The organism is Streptomyces sp. NPDC030995 (genome assembly GCF_055571215.1).
Window position 1 is genome coordinate 17488 of the sequence record NZ_JBVIFS010000002.1, and the last position, 14642, is coordinate 32129.

A 14642-nucleotide genomic window follows, 5' to 3' on the forward strand; every position below is an offset into this window, starting at 1 on the left:
TGGTGGCGGAGGTCACCGGCCCTTTTCGCTGCCCTTTGCCGCCCTTTGCGCGCCCTTTGCTACGGTGGAGGAGAACCCCGACGAGACGCGCCGTACCGGGTGAGGACAAGACGACGCACCCCGTATCGCTCGTTGTCTCGGAGGTGCCGTCATGGCATGGGTTCTTCTTCTTGTCGCCGGTCTGCTGGAGATCGGCTGGTCGATCGGCATGAAGTTCACGGAGGGCTTCACCCGGCTCTGGCCCAGTGTGTTCACGGGCGCCGGGATCGTCGCGAGCATGGTGCTGCTGTCCTACGCCGCGAAGACCCTGCCCATCGGCACGGCGTACGGGGTGTGGGTGGGCATCGGCGCCGCCGGCGCGGCCGTGGTCGGTATGGCGGTGCTGGGTGAGCCCGTCACCGCCGCCCGGATCTTCTTCATCTGTCTGCTGCTGGTCGCCGTGGTGGGGCTGAAGGCGACCTCCGGTCACTGACCGCTGGTCATTCGAGGAACGCCGACGGCGGGCGCGTGCCGTCCGCGGCCCCGCCGTCGGCGCCCTGCGTGCCCCGGGTGCCTTGCGTGCCCGTCGTACCCGTCGTACCCGTCGTCCCCTGGGTGCCGGTGGTGGCGCCGCCCTGATCGCCCTGGGTGGTGCCTCCGTCGGTCTGACCGCCGTTGTTCTGGCCGCCGTTGTCCTGTCCTCCCTGGTTCTGGCCGCCGTTGTCCTGGCCCCCTTGGTTCTGGCCGCCGGTCGGGGTCGGACGTGTCGGCCGGGTGGGCCGTCCCGTCGGCGGCCCGGTGCGCTCGCCCGGGGTCTCCTCCGGGGGGTAGGACTGCGGTGAGGGGGGCGGCGGGGGCTGCGCCGCGCCCGGCTGGAGTTCCAGTTCGAAGTCGAGGGGGTCGGTGCCCTCCAGTGCCGTCTTGGTGTAGGCGGCCCAGATCCGGGCCGGGTAGCCGCCTCCGCCGATGCGGGGCTCGCCGAGGGCTCCGTAGAGCGACTGGAGGGTTCCGGTGTCGGGGTCCTGCCCCATCATGGCGACCACGGTGACCAGGTCGGGGGTGTACGCGGCGAACCAGGCCGAGCGGTCGAGTTCGCCGGTGCCGGTCTTGCCCGCGGCCGGGTGGCCGGCGGCGAGTGCTGCCGTACCGGTGCCGTTGTCCACGACGCTGACCAGCATGGAGGTGGTGGTGTCGGCGGCCTCGCGGCTGACGGCCTGGGTGGGGGTGCGCTGGGGCAGGCCGATCGTGTCGTCCTCCTTGGTGATCTTCTCCAGGAAGGTGTACGGGGTGCGGCGGCCGTGGTCGGCGAGGGTCGCGTACGCCTGGGTCATGTCCAGGACGCTGGCCTGGAGGGTGCCGAGCGCCATGGCCGGGACCGGTTCGAAGTTCGGGGTGTTCTCGGGGATGCCGAGGTCGATGGCGGTCTGTTTGACCTTCGTGGTGCCGACGTCGACCGCCATCTGGGCGTAGACGGCGTTGACGGAGAGGTCGGTGGCGGTGTTGACGGTGATGTTCCCGTACGAGACCTGGCCCTCGTTCTCGGGGTTGAAGCGGATCCGGCCGCCGACGACGGGGCGCCTGTTGTCGCCGTTGTAGATCGTGTTCGGGGTGATCCGGCGGCCGTCCTGGGTGCGCGAGTCGTTCTCGACGGCGGCCGCGAAGACGAACGGCTTGAAGGTGGAGGCGACCTGGTAGTCGTGCCGGGTGGCGTTGTTGACGTACTGCTTGGTGTAGTCGATGCCGCCGTACATGGCGACGACCTTGCCGGTGACGGGGTCGATGGAGACGCCGCCGGCGCGCACGAGCCGGTCCGCCTTGCGGGTTTCGGGGTCGAGTTTGCCGACCATCTGGTCGTCGACGGCGGTGACGAGGGCGTTCTGGCGGCGTTTGTCGATGGTGGTGGTGATGTGGTAGCCGCCTTCGGCGAGGGTTTTGTCGTCGAGGATCTTGCGGTCGACGATGTACTCCTTGATCGCTTCCACGAGGTAGCCGCGCTGGCCGGAGAGTCCGGCGGCCGCGCGTACCTTGCCGGGCTCGGGGAACGCGGTCGTCGCGCGCTCGGCGGCGGGCAGCCAGTCCTTCTTGACCATGCCGTCGAGTACGTAGTTCCAGCGCGCGAGGGCGCGGGCGCGGCTCTGGGGGTGGGAGACGACGTCGAAGGCGCTGGGGGAGTTGAGGAGGGTGGCGAGGTAGGCGCCCTCGGCGGTGGTGAGTTTGCCGACGTCCTTGCCGTAGTAGGCCTGGGAGGCGGCCTGGATGCCGTAGGCGTTGCGGCCGAAGTAACTGGTGTTGAGGTAGCCCTCGAGGATGTAGTTCTTCGATTTTTCGCGACCGAGTTTGATCGCGATGAAGAACTCGTTGACCTTGCGGTTGATCGTCTGTTCCTGGCCCAGGTAGTAGTTCTTGACGTACTGCTGGGTGATGGTCGAACCGGACTGGGTGCCCTTGCCGGTCGCCGTGTTCCAGGCGGCGCGGATCATCGCCTTGGGATCAACCGCCCGTTCGGAGTAGAAGTCCCGGTCCTCGGCGGCCAGTACGGCCTCCTGGACGGTCCGCGGGATCTGCGAGAGCGGCACGTTGACGCGGTTGACCTCGCCGTCGCGGGCGAGCTGGGAGCCGTCGGAGTAGAGGTAGACGTTCGACTGGGCGGTGGCGGCGGCGTTGGCCGGCGGGATGTCGACCAGCAGGTAGCCGGCGACGAGGGCGCCGCCGATCAGCAGGGCGAGGAGCAGGAGACCGCCCAGGACCATGCGCCAGGTGGGGATGACGCGGCGCCAGCCGGTCCGCTTGCGCTTCGGCTTCTTGCCGGGCTCGGGGGGCTTCCCGGGCTTCTGCGACTGTGGAGGGGGCGGCCCCTCGGGCGGTGTGTCCGGGTCGCGAGGGGTCCAGCCCGGGGGTGGTGACTGGTCGCTCATCTCCGGAACTCCTCGACGCCGTGCGAAATATCCACTTCTGTACCTCATGGTGTCTACCCGATGGCCGGTCATTACGCTCCGGACGGGCGTAAATCGTTCGCGTGGATCGCCCCTCCGCACTAAGCTCGCGCGCTTTGGCCGACGTAGGAACGACGTGGGAAACGGAGGGATACGGTGCGGCAGGAAGTGCGTCGGAGAGTTGGTCAACGGACGGGTCTCTACCTGGCGGTCGCGGCAGGCGGATTCCGGCGCTACGCCACGTACGGCACGGCGACGGCGGCCGGGGTGTTCACCAACACCGTCTTCGGATTCATCGTCGCCTACACGTACATCGCGCTGTGGGACGAGCGCCCCGGGCTCGGCGGCTACGACCAGGCGCAGGCCCTGACCTTCGTATGGGTGAGTCAGTCGCTGCTCGCCGCCGGGGCGTTGATCGGGGGCGGCTTCCAGGAGGAGATGCAGGAGCGCGTGCGCACGGGCGACATCGCCGTCGACCTGTACCGGCCGGCGGACCTTCAGATGTGGTGGCTCGCCGCCGACATGGGCCGGGCCGCCTTCCAACTGCTGGGGCGCGGTCTGTTCCCGCTGGTGGCGGGGGCGCTGGCCTTCCGGCTGGCGCTGCCCGTGGATCCGCTGCGCTGGCTGCTGTTCCTGGTGTCCGTCACGCTCGGGCTGGTGGTGAGCTTCGCGGTGCGCTACCTGCTGGGGCTGGCCGCGTTCTGGCTGATGGACGGCTCCGGGATCAACATGATGGCCACCGTCGTCTCGATCTTCTTCTCCGGGATGCTGCTGCCCCTGACCGTCTTCCCGGGCGGCTTCGGCGAGTTCGTACGGGTCCTGCCGTGGGCGGCGATGCTCCAGATCCCGATGGACGTGCTGCTGGGCAAGCACGCGGGTGCCGGGAGCGCGGCCGAGGCGTTGGTGTTCCAGGCCGGGTGGGCGCTCGTACTGCTGGGTGTGGGGCGGCTGCTGCAGTCGGCCGCGACGCGCAAGGTGGTGGTCCAGGGTGGCTGAGGCGGCGGAGGCGGCGGAGGCGGCTGAAACAGCCGGAGCGGTGCGGGAGCGGGATCGAGTACGGGATCGAGAACGTGAGCGGGATCGAGAACGTGAGCGGGATCGGGGACGGGAGCAGGCGCAGGAGCGGGAGTTCGCGGCGCTGGAGATGCCCCGGCGCAACCGGGCCCTGGAGGGGCTGCGCGGCTACGCGCTGATCGTGGCGATGTGGATCCGGTCGACGATGACGTACCGGACGTCCTTCCTCCTCTCGACCTTCGGGAACGCGGCGATCACCCTCCTCGACTTCGTCGCGATCTACATCATGTTCTCCCACGTGGACGTCCTCGGCGGTTTCACGCTGCCCGAGATCGCCCTGCTGTACGGGTCCTGCTCGGCCTCCCTGGGCCTGGCGGACCTGATCCTGGGCAACACGGACCGGATCGGCGCCCGGATCCGCGACGGCTCGCTCGACACGATGCTGGTGCGGCCGGTCCCGGTGCTCGCGCAGGTCGCGGCGGACCGGTTCGCGCTGCGCCGGCTGGGGCGGATCGGGCAGGGGCTGGGGGTGCTGGGCTGGGCGATCTCCGCGCTGGACGTGGAGTGGACGGCCGGGAAGGTGCTGCTGGTGCCCGTGATGATCCTGGCCGGGGCGGGGATCTTCGGGGCGGTGATGGTGGCGGGGGCGGCGTTCCAATTCCTGGCGGGGGACGCGGCGGAGGTGCAGAACTCCTTCACCTACGGCGGCTGCACGATGCTCCAGTACCCGCCGACGGTCTTCGCGAAGGACCTGCTGCGCGGGGCGACCTTCGTGATTCCGCTGGCCTTCGTCAACTGGCTGCCCGCGCTGTACGTGCTGGGGCGGCCCGATCCGCTGGGGCTGCCGGGGTGGGCCGCGTTCCTGAGCCCGCTGGTGGCGTTCGCGGTGTTCGTGCCCGCGTCGCTGGCGTGGCGCGCGGGAGTCCGTTCGTACCGGAGCACGGGGAGCTGATGGCAGATGGCAGAAGAGGCACTGATCTCGCTGGACGGGGTCGAGAAGGTCTTCGACGTACGGCGCCGGGTGGGCCTGATGCGCCGTGAGAAACGCCAGGTCCGGGCGGTGGACGGGATCGGCTTCGAGGTCGCGCGGGGCGAGATGGTCGGCTACATCGGGCCCAACGGCGCCGGGAAGTCGACCACGATCAAGATGCTGACCGGCATCCTGACCCCGAGCGGCGGCCGGCTGCGGGTCGCGGGCATCGACCCGGCGCGGGAGCGGATGCGTCTCGCGCACCGGATCGGGGTGGTGTTCGGGCAGCGCACCACGCTGTGGTGGGACCTGCCGCTGAAGGACTCGTACGGGCTGATGCGGCGGATGTACCGGATCCCGGCGGCGCGGTTCGCGGAGAACCTGGAGCGGTGCGTGGACCGGTTGGACCTGGCCGAGCTGATGGACGTACCGGTACGGCAGCTGTCGCTGGGGCAGCGGATGCGCGGGGACATCGCGGCGGCGCTGCTGCACGATCCGGACGTGCTGTACCTGGACGAGCCGACGATCGGGCTCGACGTGGTGAGCAAGGCGAAGGTACGGGGCTTCCTGCGGCAGCTGAACGAGGAGCTCGGCACGACGGTGCTGCTGACCACGCACGACCTCCAGGACATCGAGCAGCTGTGCGAGCGGGTGATGGTGATCGACCACGGGCGGCTGATGTACGACGGGTCGCTGGGCGGGCTGCACTCGGCCGGGTCGGCGGGGGAGAGCGAGCGGACCCTGGTGATCGACCTGGAGCGGGAGCTCGCGCCGATCGAGGTGGCGGGCGCGCGGGTGGTGAAGGTGGAGGGGCCGCGGCAGTGGCTGGCGTTCCCGGCGGGGGCTTCGGCGGCGCCGCTGGTGGCGGCGGTGGCGGCGCAGTACCCGCTGTTGGACCTGTCGGTGCGGGAGCCGGACATCGAGGACGTGATCGCGCGGATGTATGCGGGCCGGGGCTGAGCCCGGGGCGGGTCTCCGACACTAAGTGGTCGGCTCCGGAAGTCCTTCGGGGGTTGATCAGGCTGACAGGGCGGCGGAGGATTCTTCTTCGTCCAGGAAGCGTGCACGGGGGTATGGACCATGACCGCGTTCGGGAACGCTGTGGTCAGACGGTCGATGGCCTTTCTCCCCCGGTGGGAGGAGCCGTTGTCGACCACCCAGAAGACGCGTCTGGCGCTCGCGTAGGGTTCGGTGGTCATGACCTGGGTGACCCGGTTCATGAAGGGAACGATGCCGGTCTTCGGCTCGCAACGGCCGAAGACCTTCGCGCGGTGGACGTCGTAGGCGGCCAGGTAGGCCAGCGCACCTCCGCGGCCGTACTCGTGATTGACGCGCATGGCGCGGGCCCGGCCCGGGGCCAGCGTCGGGTGGCAGCGGCAGCGGGCCTGGACGGAGGGTTTCTCGTCGCTGGATACGACGTACTCATCCGGGCCCAGCGGGACGCCCTCGAACGTGCGGGCATACAAGTCCAGGACACGCTGGGCCTTGGCGCGGAAGTCCGGGTCGCGGATGAAGATCCAGGACCGGTACTGCCAAGGCTTGAGCGCATCCTCGCGCAGCCAGCGCCGCACGGTAGACGCGGAGACGGTCTCGGTGATCCCGCGAGCGGTCAGCTCGGCGGCCAGCTCCGGGCATGACCAGTGCGACAGCGGTACGCCGGTCTCGGCGGGTAGCTGACAGGCCAGCGCCTTGGCTTCGGCGACCTGTACGGGAGTGAAGCGGGCGGGGCGCCCTGAGCGCTTGCGGTCGGCCAGGGCCGGTAGCCCGCCGTGGGCGAACCGGCCGCGCCAGGCACGAACCGTGTCCAGGTGCAGGCCCGTGTCGGGGGCGATGCGTGCGTTGGTGCGCCCCCGTGCCGCGTGCAGGACGATCTGCGCGCGGACCCGCAGCCGGTACTCGGTCTTGTGGCCGTAGGCCATCTTCTTCAACCGCTTGCGCTCGGTGGCGGTCGGGACTATCGGGCAGGCCGGGGCAACGGGCATGGCGGGCGGGCCGATCGGGAGAGGTGGATCACGCCACCCCGTCGTCTGTTGCACCCGCCTCGGCGAGCAGGGGTTCGCCACGCAACACGGATCGGTGCGCGGATATCCGTCGGGACCGGGCCTGCCAGTCTGTGGTGCTCTGTTCGTCGATGTGCTGGTCGGGGCATTGACCGACGGCGCGTCTGACGCAGCTTCAGGTCGCCGGCGGTGAGGCCCGGACACCCGGAAGGTCAGCGCGCGCGGTCGTCGTCCGGCATGGGGGAGGGAGCCTCGGTGGCCCAGGCCAGCAGCATCCGCAGGGCGTCGTGCGATGGGCTGCCCCGCTCGGCGGCATATGTGATCAAGGCCTGATCGGGGTCGTCCGTTGCGCGCAGGGTCTCGTAGGCCAGTTCCAGATCGCCGACCACCGGATGATGGAATCGCTTGGTTCCCGAGGTCTTGTCCTGCACTGGATGCTCGGCCCACCAGCGACGGAAGTCCTCGCTCTTCATCGACAGTTCGCCGATCAGGCTCGCCAACCGGGGGTCCTCGGGGTGCCGTCCCGCGTCCATGTGGAGGTAGGCCACGTTCTCGCGGGCGCAGGAGGTCCAGTCGGCATACAGTTCCCGGGACGTCTCGTCGAGGAAGGTGATCCGGGCGATGTTGCGCTCGGCCCGGTGCAGGGGCGCGTAGTCGCCGAAGAGGGCGGCCGCTGCTGTGTTCCAGGCCAGTACGTCCATGCGTCGGCCCATCACCATCGCTGGCATGTCCACCAGATCGTCCAGCAATCGCTGGAGCATGGGGCGCACGCGTTGCGGCCGGGCCTGGCGCCCGGGAACGTGCCGGGCGGAGGGCTGCGGTCGGGCGAGGCGGTGCAGGTGCCGCGTGGCGTCCCCGTCCAGCCGCAGTGCGCGGGCTAGGGCGTCGAGTACCGCGCCCGAGGGGTTGGGCACGCGACCCTGTTCCATCCGGGTGTAATAGTCGACGCTCACTCCGGCGAGCTGCGCGATCTCCTCGCGGCGCAGGCCCGCGACCCGGCGCTGGCCTCCGAAGTCCGGCAGGGCAACGTCTTCAGGGTGCAGGAGGGAGCGGCGGGAGCGGAGGAACTCGCCCAGGTTGATAGCTGTGCTCATACGACGATTGTGGCCGGTCGTGATGGGTGGCTGCCTGGCCCTGCCGGGGCCAGGCAGCCACGCCCGCCGTCAGGAGGCGGGGATGGCGGTCACCAGGCCCCCGTCGACGGCGATGTCCTGGGCGGTGATGTACGAGGACCGCGGGGAGAGGAGGAAGGCCACGGTCTCGGCGATGTCCTGGGCCTGGCCGAGCCGCCCCAGCGGCACCTGGGAGCGGATGGCATCGTGTGAGGCAGGGTCCGGGTTGGCGGCATCGAACATCTCGGTGACGATGTAGCCCGGGCTGATCGAGTTGACCCGGATGCCGCGCCCGGCGAGATCACTGCCCAGCGTGCGGGCCAGATTGTGGACGGCAGCCTTCGTGGCCGCATACACCGGTGCGACGGCCAGGCCCCGGTGCAGGGTCCACGAGGCGTTGATCACGATGGAACCGCCACCCGCCGCGTCGAGCAGCGGCAGAACCTTCTGGACCGTGAAGAACACTCCCTTGAAGTTGACGTCGACGCTGAGATCGAAGTCCTGCTCAGTGACCTCGCCACTGCGCTGGAACACTCCGACCCCGGCATTGGCGAACACTCCGTCCAGACGTCCGTGGCGTTCACGGATCAGGGCAGCCAAGCGGTCGAGATCGGTGAGTCTGGCGGAGTCAGCTCGGACCGTGAGCAACCGGGCACCCTGGTCGGACGCTTTGTCCAGTTGTTCGGCTGCGCGGTCGAGGCGGGCATCGTCGCGGCCGGTGATGACGATATGGGCGCCGGCTTCCAGGAGCAGACGCGCGGTGGCCAGGCCCATTCCGCTGGTTCCGCCGGTGATCAGGACGACACGGTCGTGGAAGCCGGTCACATCACTGTTGCTGTCGGTCATGGCCACAGCTTCGCCACCAGCCTTCGGGCCAACCAGGCCCAGATCAACCTGGGTCTCCCAGGCCCCCCTTCTGCAGGCGGCCGAGACAGCCTCCACCCACCGCCTTGGACGTCCGGCGATGCGACACACACCGCCCGGCGGATGATGGCCCGCCGGATGCCTGGCGGACCGGCGGTCCGTCACCGCACCCCCGCGCGGGGAGCGACATGGCGTGCCGGGAACTCCACGCGCCTCCCGGGAGTCGGATGCTATGCAGACACCATCAGCGCCCCTCGGGGGAAGGCAGAAGCACGTGGAGAACCCCACCAGCGCCGGAGGCACCGCCCCGCCGGCGCCACCGCCCCCCAAGGGCGCGTTCGTGTTCAGCGCCGCCGACGAGGAGCGCCGCCGCGGCGTCCGCCGCATGAAGACCACCGCGACGGGACTGCTGATCCTGGTCGCGCTGATCTACGTACTGGCCAAGGTCGCCCAGCACGCCTGGGGCGCCGGCGGCTGGGCCGCGTACGTCGCGGCCGCAGCCGAGGCCGGCATGGTCGGCGCGCTCGCGGACTGGTTCGCCGTCACCGCTCTCTTCAAGCGGCCGCTCGGCCTGCCCATCCCGCACACCGCGATCATCCCGACCAAGAAGGACCAGCTCGGCGTCACCCTCGGGGAGTTCGTCGGCGAGAACTTCCTCTCCTCCGACGTGGTCAAGGCCCGCCTCCACGCCCTCGGCATCGGCGGCCGGCTCGGCGCCTGGCTGGCGGAGCCCGCGCACGCCGACCGCGTCACGGCGGAGCTGGCCGCAGCGCTGCGCGGAGCCCTGACCGTACTGCGCGATTCCGATGTGCAGGCCGTCGTGGGCGAGGCCATCACGCGGCGCGCCGAGACCGCCGAGATCGCGCCGGGCATCGGCAAGACGCTGGAGCGGGTCGTCGCGGACGGCGGGCACCACCGGGCCGTCGACCTCGTGTGCGCCAAGGCCCACGACTGGCTGGTCACGCACGAGGACTCGATCACGGAGGCGGTTCAGGGCGGCGCCCCCGGCTGGACCCCGAGGTTCGTGGACCGCAAGGTGGGCGAGCGCGTCTACAAGGAGCTGCTCCGTTTCCTCACGGAGATGCGGGACATGCCGGCGCACCCGGCGCGCGGGGCGGTGGACCGCTTCCTGACGGACTTCGCGGCCGACCTCCAGTCGGACACGCAGACGCGCGCGAAGGTGGAGCGCCTGAAGTCCGAGCTGCTGGCGCGCGGCGAGGTCCAGGACGTGATCGCCTCCGCCTGGACCGCGATCCGTTCGATGATCCTCTCGGCGGCGGAGGACGAGCAGAGCGAGCTGCGCCTGCGGGTCCGCGCCTCGCTGATGTCCCTGGGCGCCCGCCTGGCCACCGACGGCCGCCTCCAGGACAAGGTGGAGGGCTGGATCGAGGGCGCCGTCGTCTACGTCGTCACCACCTACCGGACCGAGATCACCTCGCTGATCACGGACACGGTGGCGGCCTGGGACGCCGAGCACACCTCCCGCAAGATCGAGGCCCACATCGGCCGTGACCTGCAGTTCATCCGTATCAACGGCACGGTGGTCGGCGCCCTGGCGGGCCTGCTGATCTACACGGCGTCCCGCGCCCTGGGCGCCTAGGGCCTGTCTTTCGGGTCAGGCCCTAAGCCGTCAGCGGCAGCTCCAGCTGGGCGTGCCCGCGGGCCGTAACGGCCGGCGGCGCGGCACGGTTCGCGCCCAGCGCGAGCAGTGCACGCAGCGCGCCGATCACATCGGCCGCCCTGTCCCGCAGGATCGCGGGGGTCGTACTGGCGACCAGGACGCCGTGGGACTCCAGGCGCAGGCGCCGGTGGAGGGTGGCCTGCCAGGAGTCGCGCGTGTAGTGGTACTCCGCGGAGTCGATCTCCAGCGCCACGCCCTCCTCGGGCCAGTACGCGTCCGGGCTGGCCAGGAAGGCGCCGTCCGGGCCGTGGAGGCGCGCGTTCCACAGCGGGTCGGGCAGATCGGTGAGGGCCAGCGTGTCGCGTGCGCGGCCCTCGGCGATGGAGCGGACTCCGGCGGTCAGCTCGGCGGCCGCCGCCCGGACGGCGGGGCGGTGCTGGATGCGGCCCGCGCGGAGTTCGGCGTGCAGGTCGTGCGGGTGGCACCAGCCGCCCTGGACGACGTTCGCCAGTACGGACCGCACCAGATCCGGATCGTCCGTACGGGCCGCGAAGTCGGCGGCGGCCCGCACCGGCCGCGTACTGGGGACGCCGGAGATGGTGATGGTGGCGGGCCAGCGGGCGGTCGAGCCGGGCCGGACCCTGCCGACGGCGCGCACCGAGCGCGGGGCGCGGACGAGGACGTCGAGCGGTTCGGGCGGGGCGTCGCGGACGCCCAGGAGCGCGAGTGCGGCTCCGCCCGTGAGCGCGGCGGTGGCGCCGCAGAGCGGGTCGGCCGAGGGCTGGGCGGCGTACAGGACGGCGGACAGCGCGCGCTGGCGGCGGTCCGGTGGCCCGGTCTGGAGCAGGTACACCCGTGGCAGGAGCCGCTGCCAGGGCCCTCCCCGGCGGATGCGGCCGCTGATGGTGGCCGACGGGATTCCGGCCTGCTTGAGCTGGTGGTGCGTGGCCATGTTCAGCTGGCGGCGTGCGATGCGAGTGATCATGCCCCGGGTATGCCCCGGAGGGTCGGGCCGAGACCCTCGGACTGCGACCCTCAGGCTGCGGGATGTTCCGGGGCGAGGAAGACGACGACGCCGTTCGCGGTGCCGGGCAGCGGGGTGACCTCGTGCCAGCCGAGGCGCCGGTAGGTGGCGACGGTGTCGGTGGCCACGCGGGCGGTGAGCAACCAGGCCCGGGCGTCCGGGGCATCGGCGGTGATCTCGGCGAGCAGGGCGCGCCCGGTGCCGTGCCCGCGCGCGTGCGGCCGTACGGCGAGCTCGTCGATCTCCAGGGCGCCGACGAGGAGTTCGCGTACGCGCGGCCGGCCGAGCTGCGCGGCGACCTGCCCGTATCCGCGGTCGGTGGGGAAGGTCTTGGGCGTCAGCCAGCCGGTGGCGAATCCGTCGACGCCCACGGCCGACTGCGCGAAGGCGGTACGGAAGCCGGCGCGGCGACTGTCCGCCTGGAGCCGGGCCGAGAACTGACGAATGGTTTCTTCGTCTTCGTTCCACGGCGGAGCCGAGAAGACCTCGCTGTACGCGTCGGCCAATTCGTCCGACAGGTCCAGGACGGCCGGTCCATAACAGATCACGTTTGCAGCTCCTTGGGCCGGCTTGGGCGGCTTCGGTCGTATCGCCCCTCTCGAAGAGTGAATCTACGCCGGTGAGGTTCCCTGAACGGCACGTCCACGGATCCGGAGGGTGTGCGACAAATCCGACTTCCGTACGGTGCCGCGCGCGGCCCGTACCCCGCGCGCCCGCCCCGCCGTTGAGCCATGCAGAACCAATGCAGAACCAATGCACCAACGCACCACGTCCACGAACGACAGCCGGAGCCCCGCGTGCCCACCAACCTCCTGAGCAGAGCATTCATCGGCCTCGGCGGCTGCGCGGTGGCCTTCTTCATCGTCCTCGGGATCATGGCCGCGCTCCCCCCGGCCGTGCAGGAAGCCGTCCCGGACGGCGTCCTCGGCGGAGTCGTCATCACCCTGGGCCTGACGGGCGCCCGCCGCCTCACCCGCCGCTCGCGTTAGCCCGCCTGCTGGACCGGGCAGCGCGCCCTCGGTGGCGCGTCCCTCGCGGCCGCCGGTACCCTTGGGTCCGCGAATGAGTCGTCGTACTGAGACACCCAGCATGACCAGTACCGGTGCCACCTATTACCCGTGTGTCTCCTCCTCGATGACGCAGGCGATTGCTGGCCAGGGGGCGGGCAGCACGCCGAAGAGAGACCAGTAGTCGAGCGCCTCGCGGACCATGGCACTGACTCCGAGGCGTGCAGCGTCCGGGGCGATTGCTCCTATTACCCGCCGCGTGATTCCGCCCGCTCCCCGGGCTGCGGGAGTGATTCCGTGGCCGAGGAGAAGCGTGGCGGTCCGGATGGCGTCCAGCGTCGCCGGTGGAGCCGACTGGGCAAAACGGCCATAGATCAGGTCGTGCCAGCGCTCCTGCGTGCGCGCCCAGGCCAGTCGCTCCAGCCCCGTTCCGAGGTCCACGGCCATGAGTTCCGGGTGGTCGGAGTTCCACAGGAGGACGATGTCGCCCAAGGCGAGGTCCAGGTGGCGGAAACGCAGGGTTATGCCTTCGACTTGACGTCGGCGCCAGGGGGTGAGTGTGCCGTAGATGCTCAAGTGTCGGGCGTGGAAGCCGAGCCGGGAGAGGACGGTCAGCCAGCCGTCGATGATGGCGCCGTATTCGTCCAGGTCCTTGATGGGTTGGACCCTGGAGACGTTGACGAAGGAGGTCAGGAAGCCCTCCGACAAGAGGCCGGTGGCGTCACGTTGGCCGGTGAACCGGACGACTGGCTGGGGGAGGAATCCACTCCGATAGGTGAGGGACTTGCCCTCCTTGAGGAGTGGGTCGAGGGCCTGGACCGCGGAGATGGTCAGCTCGGTCTCTCGGTCCCATCGGAGGGGCAGGCAGGCGTCACGAGGGGCGCCGTTGCTCGCGAACCCGTGCTCCAGACTGTCCAGCAGCTCGCTCCACGAGGGGCGTCGGCGCGGTGGTCTGTAGGGGGTTCCTCGGTGCGGGTGTTGGATCTGGACGCGGGGGCCGTCCGCAGTGAACTCCCAGTGGGGGCCTAACGCCGCGCGGATCACGCCAGGGATCCGCAGGGCCAGCGCGTCTCCGGCCACGCTGGTCGTGCCGGTCAACATGGCCGCGTTGCCATCGCCGAGAAATGCCGTGCCGGGTCGAAGCGGCGATGGCCGATCTCTTGGACCTGACCGTGGTCGAGTTCCTCCGCCTGCTCGATGGCGTGAACCAGTTGGCGGGCCGCTGTCTCGTCGTCCTCGTCAGGGTTGGCCACGGCGATGGCGGCGGTCTGGTCGCAGAGGGCGGCTTCGGCGCAGGTGCCGGTGCGCCAGGTGAGAGCGGCCATGGGGGTACCGGCGCGGAGGGACTCGCCGAAGACGGCCGCGCCGGCCTCAACGTAGGTGCGGGCGTAGGTGTAGACGAAGACCGACGCGTCGCGGATGGCGGCGGTCTTGGCGGGGCCGCCGAGTTCCCCGACCCACTTCACGTGGTCCGCGCTGAAGAGCCGGTCGTGGCGTCGGACGTAGTCCTCGTCGAAGACCGGTCCGACGATCCGGATCCGGCGGCCGAGTATCTGAGCAGCACGGACGGCGATGTGCGGAGCCTTCTCCTCGTCGATCCGACCGAGCCACACGAGGTCGGTTCCGGCGACCGCCGGCGGCTCCTCCTCGTTGAAGCCGAGGTGGACGGCGAGATCGCGGATCGGTTGGTGGTTCGCGTACCGCTCGATCATCTCGGGCGAGTAGCAGTAGAGGCGTGACCGCTCGCCGTCGAAGGCGGTGGCGGCGTGCTGGAAGACCGGCGAGTGCTGGAACGTGGCGACGTCGCAGTCCAGTTCGTTCCACGTCCGGGTCCAGGCGGGCAGCGAGGGGTACTCGTGCCCCACGACCAAAAGGTCGTATCCGGTGCCGCGGAGCTCGCGCTCGGCGGGCGATCCGGCGGTGATGTCCTCCAGGCGGACCGGCTTACGGACCCAGTCGTTCTCCAGGTCCGTGAGCCAGCCCGGCCCCAGGAGGTGTACGTCGGCGCCTGCGGCCCGGGCGCCTACGGCGACCGCCCACAGCCATCGTTCGATCCCGCCGTACCCGGCGGGTGGAAAGGCGTAGCTACCAGGGAAGTCGCAGACGCCGACGAGCACG

The 14642-nt window shown here is 70.5% G+C and carries 13 protein-coding genes, 1 pseudogene and 1 riboswitch; of the genes and pseudogenes, 6 read left to right on the plus strand and 8 right to left on the minus strand.

The window, feature by feature from the left end; genetic code table 11:
* Positions 1 to 53 precede the first annotated feature (53 nt).
* A riboswitch (guanidine-III (ykkC-III) riboswitch) is annotated at positions 54 to 120 on the plus strand.
* Positions 121 to 151: 31 nt separating this feature from the next.
* The gene (locus tag ACZ45T_RS03605; protein WP_468437088.1) at positions 152 to 472 is read left to right on the plus strand and encodes a DMT family transporter; all 321 of its coding nucleotides are present in this window, start codon (positions 152 to 154) and stop codon (positions 470 to 472) included.
* A 7-nt stretch (positions 473 to 479) separates the two neighbouring features.
* Here ACZ45T_RS03605 and ACZ45T_RS03610 read toward each other — a convergent pair whose 3' ends face one another.
* Positions 480 to 2894 (minus strand): transglycosylase domain-containing protein, encoded by a 2415-nt coding sequence (locus ACZ45T_RS03610; protein ID WP_468437090.1) that lies wholly within the window; start codon positions 2892 to 2894, stop codon positions 480 to 482.
* Positions 2895 to 3080: 186 nt separating this feature from the next.
* Between ACZ45T_RS03610 and ACZ45T_RS03615 the strand changes: the two genes are divergently transcribed.
* The 3 genes from ACZ45T_RS03615 (at position 3081) to ACZ45T_RS03625 (ending at position 5856) form a co-directional block, all read left to right on the plus strand.
* Positions 3081 to 3908 carry an ABC transporter permease gene (locus ACZ45T_RS03615; RefSeq protein ID WP_468437092.1) on the plus strand — a complete coding sequence of 276 codons (828 nt, stop codon included), beginning with the start codon at positions 3081 to 3083 and terminating at the stop codon, positions 3906 to 3908.
* A gap of 148 nt (positions 3909 to 4056) precedes the next feature.
* On the plus strand, positions 4057 to 4878 hold the full coding sequence (locus ACZ45T_RS03620) for an ABC transporter permease (RefSeq protein WP_468437989.1): 822 nt from the start codon (positions 4057 to 4059) through the stop codon (positions 4876 to 4878).
* 6 nt (positions 4879 to 4884) lie between these two features.
* A complete protein-coding gene (locus ACZ45T_RS03625; RefSeq protein WP_468437094.1) occupies positions 4885 to 5856 on the plus strand; it encodes an ABC transporter ATP-binding protein in 972 nt (323 codons plus the stop codon).
* Positions 5857 to 5960: 104 nt separating this feature from the next.
* On the opposite strand, the pseudogene ACZ45T_RS03630 reads toward ACZ45T_RS03625, so the two are convergent.
* The 3 genes and pseudogenes from ACZ45T_RS03630 to ACZ45T_RS03640 form a co-directional block, all read right to left on the minus strand.
* Positions 5961 to 6878 (minus strand): annotated as a pseudogene (locus ACZ45T_RS03630) (IS630 family transposase); the annotation flags it as partial.
* A gap of 230 nt (positions 6879 to 7108) precedes the next feature.
* Positions 7109 to 7990, minus strand: a complete 882-nt coding sequence (locus ACZ45T_RS03635; protein WP_468437096.1) for a helix-turn-helix transcriptional regulator — start codon at positions 7988 to 7990, stop codon at positions 7109 to 7111.
* Between the two features lie 69 nt (positions 7991 to 8059).
* Entirely contained in the window at positions 8060 to 8854 is a 795-nt protein-coding gene (locus tag ACZ45T_RS03640) for an SDR family NAD(P)-dependent oxidoreductase (RefSeq protein WP_468437098.1), read from the minus strand.
* A 250-nt stretch (positions 8855 to 9104) separates the two neighbouring features.
* Here ACZ45T_RS03640 and ACZ45T_RS03645 point away from each other — a divergent pair, with 250 nt between their 5' ends.
* Positions 9105 to 10472, plus strand: coding sequence for a DUF445 domain-containing protein (locus ACZ45T_RS03645; RefSeq protein ID WP_468437100.1), 1368 nt, complete (start codon positions 9105 to 9107; stop codon positions 10470 to 10472).
* Positions 10473 to 10494: 22 nt separating this feature from the next.
* Here ACZ45T_RS03645 and ACZ45T_RS03650 read toward each other — a convergent pair whose 3' ends face one another.
* Both ACZ45T_RS03650 and ACZ45T_RS03655 read right to left on the minus strand, forming a co-directional pair.
* Positions 10495 to 11478, minus strand: coding sequence for a hypothetical protein (locus ACZ45T_RS03650; protein ID WP_468437102.1), 984 nt, complete (start codon positions 11476 to 11478; stop codon positions 10495 to 10497).
* 50 nt (positions 11479 to 11528) lie between these two features.
* Positions 11529 to 12065: a GNAT family N-acetyltransferase gene (locus ACZ45T_RS03655; RefSeq protein WP_468437104.1), complete on the minus strand. Its 537-nt coding sequence runs from the start codon at positions 12063 to 12065 to the stop codon at positions 11529 to 11531.
* A 249-nt stretch (positions 12066 to 12314) separates the two neighbouring features.
* Here ACZ45T_RS03655 and ACZ45T_RS03660 point away from each other — a divergent pair, with 249 nt between their 5' ends.
* Positions 12315 to 12506, plus strand: coding sequence for a hypothetical protein (locus ACZ45T_RS03660; RefSeq protein ID WP_468437106.1), 192 nt, complete (start codon positions 12315 to 12317; stop codon positions 12504 to 12506).
* 123 nt (positions 12507 to 12629) lie between these two features.
* Here the strand turns inward: ACZ45T_RS03660 and ACZ45T_RS03665 are convergent, their stop codons facing one another.
* Both ACZ45T_RS03665 and ACZ45T_RS03670 read right to left on the minus strand, forming a co-directional pair.
* A complete protein-coding gene (locus ACZ45T_RS03665) occupies positions 12630 to 13625 on the minus strand; it encodes a hypothetical protein (protein ID WP_468437108.1) in 996 nt (331 codons plus the stop codon).
* The gene (locus ACZ45T_RS03670) at positions 13619 to 14641 is read right to left on the minus strand and encodes a glycosyltransferase family protein (RefSeq protein WP_468437110.1); all 1023 of its coding nucleotides are present in this window, start codon (positions 14639 to 14641) and stop codon (positions 13619 to 13621) included. Before ACZ45T_RS03670 ends, ACZ45T_RS03665 begins: the two co-directional genes overlap by 7 nt.
* Between the last annotated feature and the right edge of the window lies 1 nt (position 14642).

Excerpts from the sequence above, each read along its gene's own strand:
- ACZ45T_RS03605 (WP_468437088.1), top strand. The coding sequence starts at position 152 with ATGGCATGGGTTCTTCTTCTTGTCGCCGGTCTGCTGGAGATCGGCTGG.
- ACZ45T_RS03610 (WP_468437090.1), bottom strand. The coding sequence starts at position 2,894 with ATGAGCGACCAGTCACCACCCCCGGGCTGGACCCCTCGCGACCCGGAC.
- ACZ45T_RS03620 (WP_468437989.1), top strand. The coding sequence starts at position 4,057 with ATGCCCCGGCGCAACCGGGCCCTGGAGGGGCTGCGCGGCTACGCGCTG.
- ACZ45T_RS03625 (WP_468437094.1), top strand. The coding sequence starts at position 4,885 with ATGGCAGAAGAGGCACTGATCTCGCTGGACGGGGTCGAGAAGGTCTTC.
- ACZ45T_RS03635 (WP_468437096.1), bottom strand. The coding sequence starts at position 7,990 with ATGAGCACAGCTATCAACCTGGGCGAGTTCCTCCGCTCCCGCCGCTCC.
- ACZ45T_RS03640 (WP_468437098.1), bottom strand. The coding sequence starts at position 8,854 with ATGACCGACAGCAACAGTGATGTGACCGGCTTCCACGACCGTGTCGTC.
- ACZ45T_RS03645 (WP_468437100.1), top strand. The coding sequence starts at position 9,105 with ATGCAGACACCATCAGCGCCCCTCGGGGGAAGGCAGAAGCACGTGGAG.
- ACZ45T_RS03650 (WP_468437102.1), bottom strand. The coding sequence starts at position 11,478 with ATGATCACTCGCATCGCACGCCGCCAGCTGAACATGGCCACGCACCAC.
- ACZ45T_RS03665 (WP_468437108.1), bottom strand. The coding sequence starts at position 13,625 with ATGTTGACCGGCACGACCAGCGTGGCCGGAGACGCGCTGGCCCTGCGG.